This window comes from Paenibacillus doosanensis (assembly GCF_025060755.1).
GTDB classification, from domain to species: Bacteria; Bacillota; Bacilli; order Paenibacillales; family NBRC-103111; genus Paenibacillus_S; species Paenibacillus_S doosanensis.
The window spans coordinates 126,852-145,772 of record NZ_JANYUY010000010.1; the positions used below are offsets into that span (position 1 = coordinate 126,852).

General features: G+C 56.8%; 15 protein-coding genes. 13 read left to right on the top strand and 2 right to left on the bottom strand.

Going from position 1 to position 18,921, the window contains the following annotated elements:
* Positions 1-127 precede the first annotated feature (127 nt).
* The 10 genes from N0M98_RS10545 to N0M98_RS10590 all read left to right on the top strand — a co-directional run bounded on the left by N0M98_RS10545 (position 128) and on the right by N0M98_RS10590 (position 13,160).
* Positions 128-2,458 carry an AraC family transcriptional regulator gene (locus N0M98_RS10545; RefSeq protein ID WP_259617832.1) on the top strand — a complete coding sequence of 777 codons (2,331 nt, stop codon included), beginning with the start codon at positions 128-130 and terminating at the stop codon, positions 2,456-2,458.
* Between the two features lie 271 nt (positions 2,459-2,729).
* Positions 2,730-3,731: an ABC transporter permease gene (locus N0M98_RS10550; protein WP_375295470.1), complete on the top strand. Its 1,002-nt coding sequence runs from the start codon at positions 2,730-2,732 to the stop codon at positions 3,729-3,731.
* A gap of 15 nt (positions 3,732-3,746) precedes the next feature.
* Positions 3,747-4,649, top strand: coding sequence for a carbohydrate ABC transporter permease (locus N0M98_RS10555; RefSeq protein WP_259617823.1), 903 nt, complete (start codon positions 3,747-3,749; stop codon positions 4,647-4,649).
* Positions 4,650-4,699: 50 nt separating this feature from the next.
* On the top strand, positions 4,700-6,211 hold the full coding sequence (locus N0M98_RS10560; protein ID WP_259617824.1) for an ABC transporter substrate-binding protein: 1,512 nt from the start codon (positions 4,700-4,702) through the stop codon (positions 6,209-6,211).
* Between the two features lie 72 nt (positions 6,212-6,283).
* Positions 6,284-8,158, top strand: a complete 1,875-nt coding sequence (locus tag N0M98_RS10565; protein WP_249863435.1) for a heparinase II/III family protein — start codon at positions 6,284-6,286, stop codon at positions 8,156-8,158.
* 5 nt (positions 8,159-8,163) lie between these two features.
* Positions 8,164-10,146 (top strand): DUF8034 domain-containing protein, encoded by a 1,983-nt coding sequence (locus N0M98_RS10570; protein ID WP_259617825.1) that lies wholly within the window; start codon positions 8,164-8,166, stop codon positions 10,144-10,146.
* 103 nt (positions 10,147-10,249) lie between these two features.
* On the top strand, positions 10,250-11,152 hold the full coding sequence (locus N0M98_RS10575) for an aldo/keto reductase (protein WP_249863433.1): 903 nt from the start codon (positions 10,250-10,252) through the stop codon (positions 11,150-11,152).
* Between the two features lie 18 nt (positions 11,153-11,170).
* Positions 11,171-12,010: an amidohydrolase family protein gene (locus N0M98_RS10580; RefSeq protein ID WP_259617826.1), complete on the top strand. Its 840-nt coding sequence runs from the start codon at positions 11,171-11,173 to the stop codon at positions 12,008-12,010.
* A gap of 207 nt (positions 12,011-12,217) precedes the next feature.
* Positions 12,218-12,529, top strand: a complete 312-nt coding sequence (locus tag N0M98_RS10585) for a PadR family transcriptional regulator (RefSeq protein ID WP_249863431.1) — start codon at positions 12,218-12,220, stop codon at positions 12,527-12,529.
* A gap of 16 nt (positions 12,530-12,545) precedes the next feature.
* Positions 12,546-13,160 (top strand): DUF2812 domain-containing protein, encoded by a 615-nt coding sequence (locus tag N0M98_RS10590; protein WP_249863430.1) that lies wholly within the window; start codon positions 12,546-12,548, stop codon positions 13,158-13,160.
* Positions 13,161-13,371: 211 nt separating this feature from the next.
* Here N0M98_RS10590 and N0M98_RS10595 read toward each other — a convergent pair whose 3' ends face one another.
* Positions 13,372-13,980: a TetR/AcrR family transcriptional regulator gene (locus N0M98_RS10595; protein ID WP_249863429.1), complete on the bottom strand. Its 609-nt coding sequence runs from the start codon at positions 13,978-13,980 to the stop codon at positions 13,372-13,374.
* A 107-nt stretch (positions 13,981-14,087) separates the two neighbouring features.
* Between N0M98_RS10595 and N0M98_RS10600 the strand changes: the two genes are divergently transcribed.
* Both N0M98_RS10600 and N0M98_RS10605 read left to right on the top strand, forming a co-directional pair.
* Complete coding sequence (locus tag N0M98_RS10600) at positions 14,088-14,648, top strand: cysteine hydrolase family protein (protein WP_259617827.1); 561 nt, start codon at positions 14,088-14,090, stop codon at positions 14,646-14,648.
* A gap of 81 nt (positions 14,649-14,729) precedes the next feature.
* Positions 14,730-15,935 (top strand): multidrug efflux MFS transporter, encoded by a 1,206-nt coding sequence (locus tag N0M98_RS10605; protein ID WP_259617828.1) that lies wholly within the window; start codon positions 14,730-14,732, stop codon positions 15,933-15,935.
* Between the two features lie 247 nt (positions 15,936-16,182).
* Here N0M98_RS10605 and N0M98_RS10610 read toward each other — a convergent pair whose 3' ends face one another.
* Entirely contained in the window at positions 16,183-17,718 is a 1,536-nt protein-coding gene (locus tag N0M98_RS10610; protein ID WP_249863426.1) for a sulfatase family protein, read from the bottom strand.
* 113 nt (positions 17,719-17,831) lie between these two features.
* Between N0M98_RS10610 and N0M98_RS10615 the strand changes: the two genes are divergently transcribed.
* The gene (locus N0M98_RS10615) at positions 17,832-18,686 is read left to right on the top strand and encodes an AraC family transcriptional regulator (RefSeq protein WP_259617834.1); all 855 of its coding nucleotides are present in this window, start codon (positions 17,832-17,834) and stop codon (positions 18,684-18,686) included.
* The last annotated feature ends 235 nt before the right edge of the window (positions 18,687-18,921 follow it).

The following is an 18,921-nucleotide window of genomic DNA, read 5'->3' on the forward strand; positions in this document are numbered from 1 at the left end:
CGGCCGATGGTGGTGCATTGCAAGCGCAAGCTGCGGATCGTATATTTACGCTGACGGCCTCCTCTTGTATACTAAGTTTGTAAGCGTTTGCCAATAGACGGGAAGGAGGCCGTTCCGCGTGTTCCGAATGACCGGTATATTTCGCTCCCGCACCTATTTCATCCGTATTCTGCGCACGATTGCGCTGGTGCTGGTCGTTTTTTTACTGATCCTGTCGTCGGTGCTGTACGCATTCTCCCGCAAGACGGCGCTGGAGATGCAGCAGGAAGCGAGCCGCAAGGTGCTCAATCAGATTAACTATAATATCGACAATCTGAATGAAACCGTGCGCAGTCTGATGATGACGGCGTTCAACGACCGCGATATGACCGTGCTGATGAACAATCAGGACATTGAAGTGTTCGATCTGTACAATAAGCTGTATAAGCTCGACCTCTTCGTCAGCTCCAATCCGTTTATCCAATCGATCTGGATTTACAACGGGTATAACGGCTGCTACTATTCGACGGCGCTGAGCTCGATGGTTTCCTGCAAGGAACCGGATAGCGCGAGCAATCTGCTCAAGCCGTTCATCGTTTCGCCGAATACGCTGGCCAAGCTGACGCTGCTGCCGATTGCGCCCAGCTTCTCGGAAGCGGGCAAGCAGGAGCTGTTCGCTTATTTTATGTACAAAAATCTCGACGCCTACGTGCCCGGCAGCAGCGTGCTGATGATGTCGATCAAAGCGAAATGGCTGTTCGATAACATTCGCACCTTAAACGAGCTCGGAGACAATGCCCCCGGCGACCTGTTCATTATGGATGCTGACGGCAAAGTGTTCAGTCCCGGCGAGAGCGGGGCGGCTCGGGACGAAGGCATCTACAGCGCCCTGCGCACGGCTTCGACCTCTTCGGGCTACCTGATGACCGGACAGGGCAAAGACAAGAAAATCGTGACCTACATGGCCTCCAAATTCAACGGCTGGAAAGTCGTCAGCGTTCAACCGTATGACCAGGTGTTCGGCAAGGTCAATCAGCTGTTGACGGTGATGGTCGTCATTCTCGGGATCTTTATCGTTCTGGCCTTCGTCGTATCCTCTTTGGCGACAGTGCGGCTGTACCGGCCGTTCGGAAAGCTGATGAGCCAAATTCAGCGGCTGCCTGAAGCGCAGATGGAGCTGCCGCCGAAGGATGAGCTGAGTCTGATGTCCGCCGTGTACGACCGGATCGTGGAGAAAATGAACAGGCTGCAGGCCGACCAGAACGTCAACCAGCACATATGGCAGAGCTACCGGCTGCGCCGTCTGATGACCGACAGCGCCGTCACGACGGAAGCGGAGTTCGCCGAATGCATGCCCGCCGCAGCTTCCGCCGGCGAGGGCAGACAATTTATCGTCGCGGTGCTGAAGCTCGACGATTACGGGCGCTTCGCGCAGACGCGCAGCGAGCGCGAGCAGAAGCTGTGCCGCTTCGCCGTCACCAACATAGCGGGGGAGCTGTACGGCGAGCAGTTTCCGAACGTCCCGGCGGATATGAAGAACGACCATGCCGCCGTGCTGCTGATGGTGCCGCCGGGAAATACCGAGCAGACATATGCGGAGCTGACCCGGTTGACCCATCTGGTGATGAGCACCATGGACAGCTATTACAACTTATCGCTGACCGCGGCGTTCAGCGAGCCGTTCGGCGATTACCGGCACGCCGCGCCAAGCTACGAGCAAGCGCTCGCTTACAGTCTTTACCGGATGGTGTACGGCAAAATGTCCGTCATTACGCCGGCACATATCGCGGCCTGCCAAGGCGGCGACGCCTACGAAATCCCGTACGAGCTGGAGAAAAAGCTGGTCGATGCGATTCGCTCCGGGGAGGCGGCCGCCATGCAAGCCCGCATGGACGCGGTCTTCCAATATATCGCGCAGCTGAGTCCGGTTAACGTTGACTTTGCGATCTTGCAGTTGCTGGTCATATTGCAGCATACAGTAAGGGATGTCAGCTCCAACAAGCTGAAAAATTTGACCGTCGACTTGCGCGCGTACAACCGGCGGATGCTCGAGCAGGAGACGCTGGCGGATATGCGGCGGCTCATGGACGATCTGCTCCGCGAAGTCGCGGGGCAAATGCAGGAGGCGGCCAAAGGTAAAAACGAGTACTTGATCGAAGCGGTGAAGGAGATCGTCGAGAACAACTATGCGGACGAAAACTTGAGCCTGCAGTTCGTCGCATCGGCGCTGCGGATGTCCGCGGCTTACTTGGGGCGGTTTTTTCGCAGCAGCCAAGGGCAGTCGGTGGCCGATTATATCAACGAGGTGCGGCTGACGAAGGCGCAGGAGATGCTGAGCGCCGGCAGCGACAGCATTGCCGCTATTATGAAGAACGTCGGCTTCACGAACGAAAGCAACTTCTTTAAGCATTTCAAGAAAAAGACGGGCGCCACGCCCGGGGAATACCGTTTGCGAAAAGTGAATGGGGATTCCGGTTAAACATGCAGCAGGCCGAAGCTTTGGACTTGACCCTCTATCCTTGGATCAGGGGTTCATCGCCAAGGCTTTTTTTCGTGTAGAAAGGCCGCCGCCCAAGGCCGCTGCCGCTTGAAATATGCGAAAACAACAGGAATGTATTTTTTATACAGCCCTAAAAAACAGGAATATGCGACAGTTACAGTATCGTGGCGAAGGCCGGCTGCCGCATAATTCAATCATAGGCTGCGAGGCAGCCTCACTTAACTTTTAGGCCAAGCGAGGTGTTGAAGAAATGCAACCAAACGGCGGCGTCCGAGCCGGGGACGCGAAGCGCAGCTCCTCCATGAAGAAGGACGCGGCGGGCGCAGGGATCGCCTGCAAGCTGCGGACGGAATGGAAGCAGTTTCGAAAAAACGGCGAATTGTTCATGCTAACCGTTCCGGCGCTTCTATTCAAATTTATTTTTGCCTATTTGCCGCTCGTCGGTCTGATCATCGCCTTTAAAAAATTCAATTATGCCAAAGGGCTATGGGGCAGCGAATGGGTCGGGCTGAACAATTTCAGGTTTTTTTTCGCTTCGGACAACGCCTTCCGCATTACGCGCAATACGATATTGTACAATGTCAGCTTTATCGTATTGACGACGGTCATCGCGGTCGCGCTGGCCATCCTGATGAACGAACTGGGCAAAAGATGGCTGAAGCTGCATCAAACCGCGCTGTTTCTGCCGTATTTTCTGTCCTGGGTCGTCGTCAGCTACGTTACGCTCGGATTCCTTGACAACGCCAGCGGTTTCTTGAATCAGCTGCTTCAGCAGTTCGGTGCCGCGCCCGTGAAGTGGTATCAGGAAGCGAAATATTGGCCGGTCATTCTGATCCTCGTTCATCTATGGAAATCGGTCGGCTTCTCGGCGCTGATTTATTACGCGGGCATTCTCGGCATCGACTCCAGCTATTACGAGGCGGCGCGAATCGACGGCGCGACCCGGCTGCAGATGATCCGCAGCATTACGATTCCGCTGCTGACGCCGCTTATCGTCATCCTGTTTATCGTCGCCGTCGGGCAAATGTTTCGAGCGGACTTCGGCTTGTTCTTCTTCGTGCCGAACGACACGAGCTTTCTTTATCCGACGACGGACGTGATCGATACGTATGTGTACCGCTCGCTGCGCGTCGTAGGCGATATCGGCATGTCTTCGGCCATCGGCCTGTACCAATCGGTCGTCGGGCTGGCGCTGGTGCTCGCGGCCAATTATGGTATTCGCAAAATCAATTCGGAAAACTCGTTATGGTAGGAGGCGAACCAAACAATGAATGCCGCTGCAACCCGAACCCGCAGCCAACCTGCGATAGCCCGGCATCTGATCAACCTGTTCTTTATTGTGCTGACGATGGCGATGATCGTACCGATGGCGCTGGTCGTCTCCATCTCGCTTTCGGAGGAGAAATCACTCGTGCTGAGCGGATATCGCCTGATCCCCGAGAAATTCAGCTTGACGGCGTACTCGCTCATCTTGGAGCATCCCGCCCAGCTGCTTAGGGCATACGGGGTCACGATCTTCGTCACGGTCGTCGGACTGGCAGCCAGCCTGCTGTTTACCTCGATGGTCGCCTATTCGATATCGCGTAGGGATTACAGATACCGGCGGATCACCACGATGTACGTGCTGTTCACGATGCTGTTCAGCGGAGGACTTGTGCCCTTTTACATCTTGGTCACGCAGTATTTGCATCTGAAGGATACGATCTGGGCGCTCATCGTGCCGTATTTGGTCAATCCGTTCTATGTGCTGATCATGAAGGGCTTTCTGGAAAAGCTGCCGGGGGAAATTTTCGAATCGGCCAAAGTGGACGGGGCGAGCGAATGGCGCATATTTTTCGGCATCGTGCTTCCGCTGTCGACTCCGGCGCTGGCAACCGTCGGGCTGTTCATCGCATTCGCTTACTGGAACGACTGGTGGCTCGGCCTGCTGTTCATCAACGACCAGGAGCTCGTTCCGCTGCAGCTGCTGCTGTACCGGATCATGAGCACGATCGAATTTATGACCAACAATATGAATACGGTCAATGTGCAGATCGATCTGTCGCAGTTTCCGAGCTTGTCGGCCCGGATGGCGATGGCGGTGCTTGCCGCAGGACCGATGATGTTCGTATTCCCGTTTTTTCAGCGGTTTTTCGTGGCCGGACTGACCGTCGGCTCGGTGAAGAGCTAAGGCGTCGCAGCCGCCGCATCATTATATATGGTAGAGGGAGGTCATTGCTTATGAATCGATTTGCGTCAAACGTACTGCTCCGTACGCTGCCCGCCATGCTCGCAGGTTCGCTGCTCCTGGCCGGATGCAGCAGCGGAGGGAGCGGAGACACGGGAACGAAGGAAGCCGGGGAAGACGGCAGCGGGGGACTCAAGCCTGTGCAGCTGTCCTGGTATTATCCGGCGACCGCCGGCGTGCCGGCCGATCTGAAGACGATTGAGGATGCGGTCAACCAAATTACGAAAGCGAAAATTAACGCCACCGTCAAGCTGAACGCCGTATCGTCCGGCGATTACAACCAGAAAATGAACACGAGCGTCGCTTCCGGGGAAGAGTTCGACATTCTGTGGACATCCAACTGGAACTTCGACTATGTGCAAAATCAGAGCAAAGGCGCGTTCATCGCGCTTGACGAGCTGATCGACCGGTATGCGCCGGAGGTGAAGAAAAGCATGCCGGACTTTGTCTGGGAAGCGACCAAGATCGACGGCAAAATTTACGGCGTGCCGAACTATCAGACCGTGACGAACAGAGAGGGCTTCGTGCTGCAAAAGCGGTATCTCGACAAGTATAACTTCGATCCGGCGCAGCTGAAGAAGATCGAGGATATCGAGCCGCTGCTCGCCAAGCTCAAGGAGAACGAAAAAGACGTCATTCCGTTTATGCTGGACCGCAAAGGCAAATTCGGCAACATGCTGCGCACCTATAATCTGGAAAATGTGATCAACGGCATTGCCGTCATTAATCTGAACAACCCGGATAAAATTGTAAACATGTACGATACGCCTGAATATAAAGCATATCTTGACCTTATGCGCTCCTGGTACAACAAAGGCTACATTAACGAGGACGCCGCAACGCTGAAAAACGGCAACGATTACACGAAGGTCGGTAAAACGGCCGTCAGCTACCATAACGTGCTGAAGCCGGGCGGGGAACAGGAAGCCAAAGTATCGTCCGGCGGACTCGACCATGTCTATGCTCCGCTGACCGAGGTTTATACGGGAACGAATACGATCATTACGACGATGCAGGCGATCAGCCGCACCTCCAAAAACCCGGAACGCGCGATGATGTTCATTAATTTGGTCAATACGGACAAAGAGCTGTTCAATCTGCTGTCCTTCGGCATCGAAGGCAAACACTATACGAAGAACGCCGACGGCACGATCAAAATCAACAAAGATGCCGGCTATGCGGCGGCCGATTGGGTGTTCGGCAACGTGTTTAACGGCATTCCCATCGAGGGCAAAGCGCCGGATATTTTCGAGCAGACGAAGAAGGAAAACGAATCCGCCAAGCCTTCGCCGATTATGGGCTTCAAATTTAAAGCCGATCCGGTAGCCGCCGAGGTCGCTAACATCAATGCGGTCGTGGACGAATTCGGGCCGGGCCTTAACACCGGGATCGTCGATCCGTCCAAGCTCGGCGAATTTCAGGAAAAGCTGAAAAAAGCCGGGATGGATAAAGTGGTCGCCGAGGCGCAGAAGCAGCTGGACGAATGGAAAAAGACGAAAAAATAATCCCGGACCGCCGCAGCGGGCGGCAGCTGGCGCGACCGCTGCGTGCGTCCGCTTATTGCGGGAGGACGCAAAATGACAGGTATCGAGCAGCTGACGCTGCGTCAGCTCAAATCCGCTCTGGAACGAGCGCAAGACGAGGGAGCGCCGCTGTTCCCGGAGGCCGCCGATCCGCGAAGCTGGCGGCGCAGCAGGCAGGACCCGCGCTGCGCGCAAGTATGGAACGACATCCGCACGGCGGGCGAATCGTTCCTGAGCGCTGCGGCGCCGCCCCTGCCGTATTCGGCATTTACGCTGTTCCATCGGACCGGCGACCGCACCCGGTATGACGACAGCTATTTCGACCGCCGCCGCAGACTGTGCGTCTTGGCGATGCTGGCGATTGCGGACGAGGAGGGCGAACGCTGGATCGCGCCGCTCCAGGATATCATCTGGGCGATTTGCGACGAATATACGTGGGTGATTCCGGCGCATGTAGGGCTGTATCATAACGATTATCCAAGCGGTATCTGGGATCGGCCCGAGCCTCCGCGGGAGACGGTGGACTTGTTCGCCGGAGAGACGGCGTTCGCCTTGGCCGAAATTACCGGTTTGCTGGAGGAGAGGCTGGAGCCGTGGGTCGTCCGCCGGGCGCGCGATGAAATCGGGCGGCGCGTGCTGAACGTGTATTTCGCCGATCCGGCGCCGCAAAATTGGGAGCTTAAGACGAATAATTGGCCCGCCGTGTGCGCGTCATGCATCGGCGGCTCGGCGCTGTGGCTCGTCCGCGACCCGGAGAAGCTCGCCGGGATGCTCTGGCGGACGCTCGCCGCCCTGCGGCAGCATTTGCAGGGCTTCGACGAGCAGGGGGCGACGCCGGAAGGAGCCGCTTACTGGCAGTTCGGCTTCGGCTATTACGTCTATTTTGCCGAGCTGCTGTATTCGCGCACGGCCGGACAGGTCGATCTGCTGGCCGGAGAGAAGCTGCGCCGCATCGCCTGCTTTCCGCGCAGCTGCATGCTGACCGGCAGCCAGGTAATCAACTTCTCCGACGCGCCTGCGGAAATCGATTATCAGCCGGGGCTGTACGACCGGCTGCGCCGCCGCTTTCCCGAGGCCGCATCGCCGGAGCAAGCGCCGGTATACAAAGGCGCGTTCCGCTCCTGGATGATGGCTTCCCGCATGCTGCTGTGGATGGAGCCGGAAGCGCCGGCTCCCGGCCGGTACGGCGGGCTCCCGCGCCGGGAAGACTATTATTTTCCCGGTCACGGCTGGGTCGTCAGCAAATCGGCGGACGCCGGCGGGCTCGTCGCCTTTGCGGCCAAGGGAGGGAGCAACGACGAGCCGCACAACCATAACGACCTGGGCCATTTTATCGTTCATGTGCGCGGCCGGAGCGTTCTGTGCGACCTCGGGGCCGGCGAATATACGCGGCAGTATTTTCAGCCGGCTTACCGCTACGAACAGCTGACGGCCGGTTCCTACGGTCATTCCGTGCCGGTCGCAGCCGGGGCGGGGCAGACGGCCGGAGCATCGCATCGCGCCCGTCCTCTCGGCTATGAGCGGACGGACGAACGCGTCGTATACCGGCTCGATCTGACCGGGGCGTACCCTGACGCGGCGCTCGAACGGCTGCATCGCGAGTTCGTATGGGAGCGTCCGGCGCAGGCGGGAGGGGAAGCGCGCTATAGCTTGACGGTGCGCGACGAATGCGTCTTCGGGAAGGCGGAGAGCTTCGAATCCGCCTTCATCTGCAGCCTGCCTCCGGCGCTGGAGGGGGCGGGCTGCGCGGCCATCGGCCCCGTGACGATGATCTACGACGCGGAGCGGTTCGTCTGCCGGGTGACGGAGGAGCGTTACCGGACGATAGCGGGCGAGGAGCGCACGGCGTACCGGCTCGTTCTGGCTGCATCCGAACCGTCCGTCCGGACAGTGTGCGAGGTTCGGTTTGAAATTAATGGGAGAGGGTGAATGAGTTGACGACAAGCCGGGAAGGAACAGGGCATGTAAACGCAGGAGCCGCCGCCGGCTGCGCGCCATCCGGCGCTCTGCCGCAGATTGCGGCCCGGGATGGCTGGAGCCCGCCGGAGTGGGCGCTGATGCAGAGGCTGCTGCTGGAAACGTTAAACGATGCGGCGGCCGAATTCGTCCGGCGCTATACGTATCCGGACGGCACGCTGATATGGCGGGACAACTGGCCGGGCATGGACGGCTCGGACGATCCGTACGAGGCGTTCATGAATTTGGCGCTGCTCTATGCGCTCGGCGGCAGCGAAGAAGTTCACGCGCTGGCGCTGAACATGTGGGATGCCATTACTTGGCAGTGGACGCAGTACGGCCAAATTTACAACGAATTCGACCGATATTACGATTGGATGCATCACGGCGAAGGCTATTTATATTTGTACTTTCTCGGCTTGACCGATCCGCATTTGCCGAAGCAGGTGCAGCGCTCGGTCCGCTTTGCCGGGATGTACACCGGCGACGATCCGGAAGCGGATAATTACGATAAGGAGAAGAAGCTGATCCGCTCTCCGATCACCGGCAGCAAGGGGCCGAGGTTTACGATGACCGAGGAGGACTGGTGCACGCACCGCGGGGTGCTGGACGATTATCTAGCTCCGTTCGAGGACATCCCCGGCGTCGATTTCGCGAGCGGCAAATGCCCGTGGTCGGACGATAACGTCTACCGCGAGATCATCCGGCTGATGAACGAGCGGATGGCCCGGGGCGACGTGCCGCTTAATCTGAACGCAACCTCCCTGGTGACGCACGCCTTTATGATGACGGGCGAGGAGCGGTTCCGCGGCTGGGTGCTGACCTATTATGCGGCGTGGGAAGAACGGGCGGCGCGCAACGGCGGCATCATGCCCGATAATGTCGGCCTTTCCGGTGAAATCGGGGAATATATGGACGGCAAATGGTGGGGCGGTTATTACGGCTGGCGCTGGCCGCACGGCTTTATGACCGTCATTGAGCCGCTGACGAACGCGGCCATGAACGCAGCGCTGCTCACCGGCGACATGTCGCGCCTCGGGGAGGCGCGCCGCCAGCTCGATCTGAACTGGTCGCTCGGAAAGCGCGAGGACGGCGTCTGGGTCGTTCCGCACCGGCACTTCGACGCCGGCTGGACGGATTACCGGCAGCCCGATCCGAAATACGCGATCTATTTGTGGACAGTATCGATGGCGGAGGAGGACCGGGAACGGGCGAACCGGATCGAAGCGGCCGCGCATTTCCGGGAGGTCGACGTCCCGGCCGTGTCGGGACGCAATCCGGCGACGGGGAAGGAAACGAAGCATTTTATTGGCAACACGTACCCATGGTTCCGTTATATGCAGGGATTGGCGCCGGATTACCCCGGGCAAGCGCTGCATGCGGGCTATCGGCTGATCCGGCAGCAGTTGGAGAAGATGCGATCCGATGCGGGCAATCCGCGCAGCTGGAATTACGGCGCATACAATACGGACGATTTATCGAGCATTCATTTCTGGCAGGAATATTGCCCGCTTTACTTCGAGAGTCTCGTGCAGTTGACCTGGGGGGCGCCGATGCACATTTCGCACGGCGGCTTGCAGCATGCGCGGCTGCGGTATTTCGACGCCGACGGACGCAGGCCCGGTCTGCCTGAACAGGTCGGGGCGCTGGTAGAAGCGCTGACGGAGGACGGGGCGACCGTGACGCTGGTGAATGTCGGCCTGACTGCGGAGCGCACGGTAATCGTGCAGGCCGGCGGTTTCGGAGAGCACCGCTTCGAACAGGCGGTTTGCTATAACGAACGGGGAGAGCGGACCGCTGTGGTGCCGATCGGCAGCCGCTGGCTCGAGGTCAAGCTCGCGCCCGGCAGCGGCGTCCGGCTGGAACTGACGATGTTGCGCTACGTTAACGCGCCGACCTACGCGACGCCGTGGACGGCGGAGGCGGATCGCGCGCCGGTGCTGCGAGGCAGGAGCGAATGAGCCGGACGAATTCGCGGGATACGTCGCAGGCCGTCCCGATGCGCGGCGGAGATAATGGTGAAACGCGAATTAGGTTGGCCTTATACGGAGAGGAGCGAATCTGATGGAATATACGGTACTGGGTCGAACCGGCATCCGCGTATCGCGGCTCGGACTCGGCGGAGCGCCGCTCGGCGGCGATTTCGGAGCGACGAGCGACAAGGAGGCGGTCGATACGGTGCACGCCGCGCTGGATGCCGGCGTAACCTTCTTCGATACGGCGCCGCTCTATGGGCGCGGCGAAAGCGAGCGTCGGCTCGGGCTCGCGCTGCAAGGAAAACGGCCGCAGGCGGTCATTGCGACCAAAGCCGTGATGCGGGGCGAGCCCTACACCTACGACAACACGATCAAGTCGGTGGAGATGAGCCTCCGGCGGCTGCAAACGGACTGGATCGATCTCATACAGCTGCACGAGACGGAAGCGACGACCTTCGAGGAAGCGAGAGAGGGAACGCTGGCTGCCTTCGAGCGGCTGAAGCGCGACGGCAAGGTGCGGGCGATCGGCGCGAACGGCCGCAATACGGATATTCTCGCGCAGTATTTGCGCACGGGTTTGCTGGATACGGCGCAGACGTACTGCCGCTATACGCTGATCGATCATTCGGCGCGGGAGCATGTGTTTCCGCTGGCGCGCGAATACGGCGCAGCGGTCATTAACGGCAGCCCGCTGAATATGGGCGTGCTCGCGGATACGCCGGCTCCGTTTCTGCAAAATAACCCCGAGCTTCTCGAAGAAGCCGGACGGCGCATGCGCATGCTAGATTTTTTGCGGAAGCCGGGACCGCACGGGCTGGTAGAAGCGGCCATGCGCTTCAGCTTGACGTGCCCGGACATCGCCGTGACGCTTACCGGAGCGGCAAGCCCGGACATCGTCGCGCAAAATGCGGCTTATTGCGACGGGCAGGGGCTGGAGGAGCCAGAGCTCCTGCGGGTGCTGGAGCTGTTTGCCGGGAAGCCGTTATATTAAGGAAAGAGGGGGAAGCCGGTGTATCTCGACAGTCATGTTCACTTTTGGCGGCCGGCCCGCGGCGATTACGGCTGGCTTAAACCGGATAACAGCAACCTGTATCGGGACTTCACTCCGGAGCAGCTGCTGCCCCATCTGACGGCGGGAGCGGTTCGCGGCTGCATCGCCGTGCAAGCCGCTCCAACCGATGCCGAGACCGACGAGCTGCTGTCGCTGGCCGATGACCACCCGTGGATTGTCGGCGTCGTCGGATCGCTCGACCCGTTCGCAGCGGAGGCGGCGTACGCTGCCCGATACGAGCGGCTGCGTGAACGGCGTCGTTTCTCGGGGGTGAGGCTGGGCGGCGAGCAGTTGGAACGCATTGCCCGCTGCGGCGGAGAGGCTGTGCGAAGACTGCGGCGCTGGGCCGAAGACCGGTTCGCAGTCGATCTGCTCGTACGCGCACATCAGCTGGAGCATGTCTTGGTGGTCATGCGGCAAGCGCCGGAGCTGCATGCGGCGGTGAATCATTTGGGCGGCCCGCCGTATGGCGACGAGCAGGGCCGCTTGTCGTGGGAGCGGCGGATGTCCGCGCTTGCGCTGTATCCGAATGTTATGGTGAAAATTTCCGGTATGCTGACCTCCGCCGGAAACAGGCCGGAGCTGCTGCGTCCTTATGCGGCGCATCTGCTGGAAGCGTACGGACCGGACCGGCTGATGTTCGGCAGCGATTGGCCGGTGGCGACGCAAAACGGCGGCTATCGCGACGTGCTGATGCTATTCGAGCAGGTTTTGCCGGCCGGACTTACAGAGCGGGAACGGAGCGCCGTCCGCTTTGACAGCGCCCGGCGTTTTTACCGGATTTCCGAAGCGCGGTAGGCGTTTCCGTTATTCCGCCTCCTGTGTTTTCAAATCTAATCGATCAGATACAATATCAGATCGGCCAAACGGCAGCTTTGGGAACGGCAGCGGACACGCTTGCCGTTTTTTTGTGTTGCAATATATCGTCGGACTGTATATAGTATAACTATACAGTTTGACGATATATAGTTGGGCGATATACTGGATGCCGTTAGGAGGAGACGTATGGACAGAGATAAGCATTTGCCGTTGACGGAAACCGTTTATTACATTTTGCTGGCTGTAATCGAGCCGGCGCACGGTTATCTGATTATGCAGAAGGTAGAGGAACTGAGCGGAGGCCAGGTTCGCATGGCCGCGGGAACGTTGTACGGAGCGGTCGAGAATCTGGTGAAGCTGAAGTTCATTCAGCCTGTGGCCAGTATGGACAGCCGCCGTAAAGTATATGCCATTACCGACAAAGGATTGGAAATGCTGCGCCTTGACCGCGAGCGAATGAAGCACATGATCGATGTGACGGCGGATTTATTGAAATAAGAACGGAGGAACGCGAATGAGAAAATATAAATTTTTTACGAACTTCGACGAAGAAGAGCATTGGCTGAACGACATGGCAAGACAGGGCTGGCGATTCGCGCGCAAGACGCCGTTCGGCTACGAATTCGAATCCGCGAAGCCGGAGAATGCGGTTATTAAAATCGATTATCGCAGCTTTAAAAAGCAAAGGGACTTTGAGGATTACTGCGCGTTATTCGAGGATAGCGGATGGGAGCATATCGCGGGGACGAAAAGCACAGGACATCAGTATTTTAAGAAAATAGGCTGCCAGGGAAGAGAGGATATATTTTCCGACGGCGATTCCAAAGCCGGGCGTTATAAACGGTTGTCGGACATGTGGGCGGCATTGGCGTGTTCCTTCGTTCCTCTTCTGGCCGTATTGATCTCTACGGGTGCGATCGACCCGGGGGTGCTGCTTGATCTGAAGGCGCTGTACTACACTCCGGGACTGTGGGAGCTAAGCGGGGCGGGTTTCTGGAGAGCCTTTCTGTTCGAAACGCCATTTGCCCTGTTCAGAGGCGTATTCTGGCTTATCATTCCGATTATGATCGTGATTTATCTGTACTTCGCCTCGAAAGCGAATCGGCAATACAAGAAAAGCTCCGAATAGGAGCTTTTTGTTTGTTTAGGAAATGATGCGCAGCCATATCCTGTGGAAATCCGTGGGCACCCCCGAAAGTAAAGTCTACCCATAGAACGATCCCAGAGGAAGGGTTAGACGCCGATCCAGCTTAGGCTGGATGCGGACGGAATAAGCTTCAGAGCATCACGTCACTTTTGGGGGATTTGTTCTATTAACCGCCGCGCGGCCAACAGGAACATTACCGTTCCCGCTGCGGAATGAAGGTCAGGCAGAGCTGCTCCCAAATTTCATCCGGCGTATAGCCCCGCGTCTCCCGCTGAAATACGTAGGAATCCCGGCTCATTGCGCCCAGCAGCATATCGGCTCGGAACGTAGGGTCCGGAGCCGGACCGTTTTCGTTCATCTCGTCGAAAAGAGGGAGGATGAGCTGATGCAGCTCCTCATATATAGGGCTCTTGGAGCGCGGCCTTCGATTCGACGGCGGCGCATCCTCGACACCCGCCAGCAGCTGCGATTTTTTTTCCCGAAAACCGATAAATAAACGAATTAAGCCCTTTAGCCGCTGCTCCGGCGGCTCTGTGCGGTGCCGCTCCAAATAAGCTTCCATATCCTCGAATAACAAATCCAGATGCTCTTTTATTAAATCGAGGCATAATTCGCTTTTGTTCTTATAGCGGCGGTAGAGCGTTCCCGGACCCAGTTTCGCTTCCGCAGCGATTTGGTTCATGCTGACCGGTTCCACTCCGTGCTGTTCAAACAGACGCATGGCTACCTGTAGAATGCGCCGCCGATTTTCGGCGGCATCCCGCCGTTCCGGACGTGCGGAAACCGTTTCATCCTCAGTCATGGAAATCCCCCTTATTTATAACCATTTGACAAACGGAGAGTTCTCCGTTTATATTAAGTGGAGTAGTCTCCGTTTATATTATCATACTCATGAGGAGTGGACAACCGATGCAAAATCAAAGCAAAGCGGCGCTGTTGGTCATGGATGTGCAAAATGGTATTGTAAACCGGATAGGAGAAGAGAATATTGTTCCGTTTCAGCAAGCCGTGGAAGCCGCTCGGCAAAACGATATTCCCGTTATTTATATCCGGCTTGCCTTTCGCGAGGGCTATCCCGAGGCGAGTCCGAGAAATAAGGCCTTCTCCGCGATTTCCACACACGGCAGCATGACCGCTTCGGATGCGGCGGTACAAATCCACGAGTCCGTTCGGCCCCTGCCCGGCGAGCCTATAGTTACCAAGCTCCGCGTCAGTGCTTTCACCGGCAGCGATCTGGAAGTGATTCTGCGCTCGCGAGGGATCGATACGCTGATTCTTAGCGGGATTGCGACGAGCGGGGTCGTGCTGTCGACGCTGCGGGAGGCTGCGGATAAAGATTATACGATCACGGTGCTCTCGGATGCTTGCCTCGATCCGGCCCCTGAAGTTCACCGCGTCTTGATCGAGAAAATATTCCCGCGCCAAGCCGATGTGCTCACCGTCAGCGGCTGGAAAGAAACATTGGCTTAAGTAGAAACCGACCGGCCGCATAACAAGCGCCTCCAGAGATTTCTGGCAGGAGCTCGCCTTTGTATGAAGGGATTGAATCCTATGCCATTATGGAAAAGAAACCTGTTTGTCTGCTGGTTCGGCCTGTTTGTGTCAGGGGTAGGAATGAGTCAGATTGCCCCGGTATTGCCGCTCTTTATTAAACAGCTCGGCGTTGAAGATGCGTCTTCGATTGCTCAATATTCCGGGATCGCATTCGGAGTCACTTATATGATCTCGGCTGTTTTCTCGCCGGTCTGGGGGCTTGCCGCCGATAAATACGGACGCAAACCGATGCTGCTGCGCGCAAGCCTCGGCATGGCGCTCATAGTAGGCTGCATGGGCTTTGCACCGAATGTCCATGTCCTGATCGGCCTGCGGCTGCTGCAGGGCATCATCACGGGGTACGGTACAGCTTGTACCACGCTGATCGCAACGCAAACGGACCAAGAGCATTCCGGCTGGGCGCTCGGGACGCTTTCCACCGCCAGCATTGCCGGTTCCTTGCTCGGACCGACGATCGGCGGCTTGATCTCGGAAAGCTTCGGCATGCAGAACGTATTTTTTATTACCGGCGCGCTGTTTCTTGTCGCTTTTATTACCACGCTTCTCTTCGTGACGGAATCGTTCGAGCGACGCGAGCAGAAGGTGCTTACCTTAAAAGAGCTGTGGCGGCAAACTCCCGAGAAGAGTCTTACGATGACTTTATTTGCTACGTTTCTGATACTAACGGTGGCTCTGTACTCCATAGAGCCGATTATTACCGTATATATTACCCATTTATCGGATAATCTTAGTCATGTGGCGCTCATCGCCGGGCTTACGTTCTCCGCATCGGGCCTAGCCAATATTATCGCGGCTCCCAGGTTGGGGAAGCTATCCGATAAGATCGGGGCGCACAAAGTCATGCTAGGCGCCCTGATCGCCGCCGGCATCATTTTTATTCCGCAAGCGTTCGTTTCAAGCCCGTGGCAGTTAATGGGCCTGCGTTTTTTACTGGGCTTGACCGTAGCTGGGCTGTTGCCGTCCGTCCATATTTTGATCAAAAAAATAACACCGCCCGCGCTGGCGGGCAGAGTGTTCGGATTCAGCATGTCCGCAGGATATTTGGGCGTTTTTGCCGGCTCCGTGCTCGGCGGGCAGGTAGCAGGCTGGTTCGGCGCACGATACGTATTTTTGGTTACAAGCGCCTTGTTGCTGCTTAACGCCGTGTGGGTTTATTTTCGAGTGTATACAATCATGAGTTCGCCGAAAGAAACCGCCTCGTGAAACAAAGCGGAATTGACTCGATCCACGAAGGGCAGCGAGGGATCTATATGATGGATTTGCGCAATGTGATTCCCCGGCTAAGCGTACGATACGATGAGGTTGACCGGCTTGGAGCGGTCAGCCTCTTTTTCGTTGCTGATCCTTTACGGGCCGGCAAGCTGAATAAGGGCGGAAGATCCCGTCCGCGTCCAGCATGTACAAAGAGAGTCCGAACCGGCGGCGGTTCAGACCCTCTTTGGCGTCCTGCTCAGGCGTGATGGATGCGCGGCATCGGCATCGGTTCTTTACCCAGCTCCGCCCACGCGTATTTGAGCAGCAGCTCCGTCTTGAGCGCGGCGAACTCCGGTTCGTTCCATAAGTTGCGAAGCTCGCCAGGGTCCTCCTGCAGATCGAATATTTCTCCGTAAGTCTGGTTGTAGTACAACGTGATCTTATACCTTTCATCCACATAGGTTTTCTGATGAATAGTGGTAGGTTCATGGCGAAATTCGCAGATCGCATGATTTCTCGCCTGGCTCGCTTCTCCGGTCCATACCTTTCGCTGATCCACGCCCGTCATTGCCAGAGGAACGGGAATGCCGCAGAAGGATAAGAAGGTGGGCGCCAAATCGACCAGAGATTGAATCGCATCCGACGTCTGTCCCGCCGGTACATGTCCGGGATAGCGGACGATGAAAGGAAGCTTGATCAAATCTTCATAATGGAAGCCTCCTTTGGCCTGTAGACCGTGCTGTCCGTAGAAATGCCCGTGATCCGTCGTGAATACGACGATCGTGTTGTCCGCGAGCCCGAGCTCATCCAGCTTATCGAGGATTTTGCCGATATATTTGTCCATCATGCTGATCATTCCGTAATAGACGGCGACCAGCTTCTTCTTGTCGTACTCCGTCAGGCGGAACTTGGTTCCGTACTCGTAATAATGATGCGAGCGGTAGCCGTGAATTTCCAAGCCGGTCTCATACAGATCGCTGAAGTCGGGATGCTCCTCCTGCGTTTTCCGGAAATGCGGCGGGTTCTGATCATGTTCTCCCGGAGCGGCTTCGGGTATCGTGAGCGCATCCGGATCGTACATCGTATCCCAAGGCTCCGGCACCAAATATTCCGGATGCGGATCGAAGAAGCTCGCCCACATGAAGAACGGTTCCCCCGACTCCTTGTAGTCGCTCAGCTTGGCATTCGTACGTTCCGCAATCCAGGTGTTGTAATGATATTTTTCCGGAATCGGCCACTTATAAGTGAGCGCAGGGTCCATATGACCGGTCGGAGCGCGGAAGTAGTCCCGCCAATTCGCGCATCCCTGCTCCTCCATCCATAAGGCGTAATGTTGTCCTACATGGGCTTCATTGGTATGATTGCGCGCCAGCTCGACATGATCGAAGCCGTAGAACGGCTCGTTGAAGGTTTTCCAATATTCCAAATCCTGCAGCACGGGATATGCTTCTACGGACGGGTATTCCTCCGTCGATTTGAGCGGCTGAAAATGCGCTTTGCCGATTAAGGCGGTAGCGTAGCCCGCCGCTTTAAAATCTTCACCGACCGTATGCCGGTCTTCGAGCAGCTTGGTGCCTAATGTCCATGCGCCGTGCTGGCTCGGATACGTTCCCGTAATAATGGAAGCTCTGCTCGGCGTGCAGGTGGGATTGGGGCAGTACGCGCGCGTGAAAGCCGTCCCCTCCCGAACCAGGCGGTCCATATTCGGGGTGTGGATTTCGTTGTTGAACGCGCCTATCGTATTCCAATGCTGTTGATCGCTTGTAATTAGCAATATGTTAGGTCTAGTCATCGTATTCAATCGCCTCCTACTATGATAATATTAGAACTATAGGGAAATTCATATGGCATCTTGTTATATCTTATTTATCATTTTGTTATTTTTGGGGGAGGGGAGAGTGTGTGATGCAGGAATTCGATTACGAGTACGCCGAATTTATTTACTATACGCCGCGGAATTTGGACAAGGAGAGCCAGTTTTGGCCGATACGGGGAGGACGCAGTACGGGCAAGCCCAACTATAAGGTCGGCCCGAAGCGGATCGAATGCTACAGTCTTCATCTTGTACAGGAAGGGGAGCTTGTCTTCGAGTATCAAAATCATAAGGTGACGCTCGGTCCCAATCATCTGTTCTGCCTGTTTCCCGGCGTTACTTATCATTACTCCATTTCCGCGACGAATTCGCCGCTTCGATTATGCTGGGTGGCCATGGACGGGCCCCGGATCAGAGCTTTGCTGGAGCTGGCCGGCCTGACGCCCGAGACCCCGTACACGTACCAAGCCGATTGCGCCCCGCTGGAACAAACGATGGAGCAAATTCTTGGGCATATGCGCAATGCATCGGATTGGAGAGCGGCCGTGTCGCTGGAGCTGCAAAGCTTGTTGTTCGCCTTGTTTGCCGGGATTACTCCGGATGCCGGGGAGCGGCATTTCGGGGAAGAACCCGCCGGATGGATTCAGGAATGCATTGATTTTATGGAGCTGCACGCTACGGAGGGCGTGTCCGTACAGCAGGTCGCTTCCTTCGCGGGACTGAACCGCTCCTATTTCTCCGGCGTATTTGCCCGCGAAGTAGGAATGTCCCCGCACAGCTATCTGCAAAAAATCCGGATGGAGAAGGCGAAGCGGCTGCTGCGGGAAACCGAAGCCACCGTTACGGAGATTGCCTTATCTCTCGGCTACCCGAACTTGTTTTCTTTCACGAGAGCGTTCAAAAATTACTGCAAGATAGCCCCGGTTTTGTTTCGCTCCCGGCTCTAAAAACGCAGGTGGAGCAAGCGAGAGCCATCTGGAGAAGCTTTAGCGTTCGCCTTTGTTCCCCGATTTCAACAGTTATCATGAACGAGACAGACTCCCCGTCAGTGCAATGTCTTAGGTTAATTTTGGGAATAATGGTGTAGTAGAAGCTAAACCAAAACCAAAATCAGAGCTAAATTGCAAAGGAGAGTCTGTACTATGAAGGATACCATAAAATACGTAGGCTTAGACGTATCGA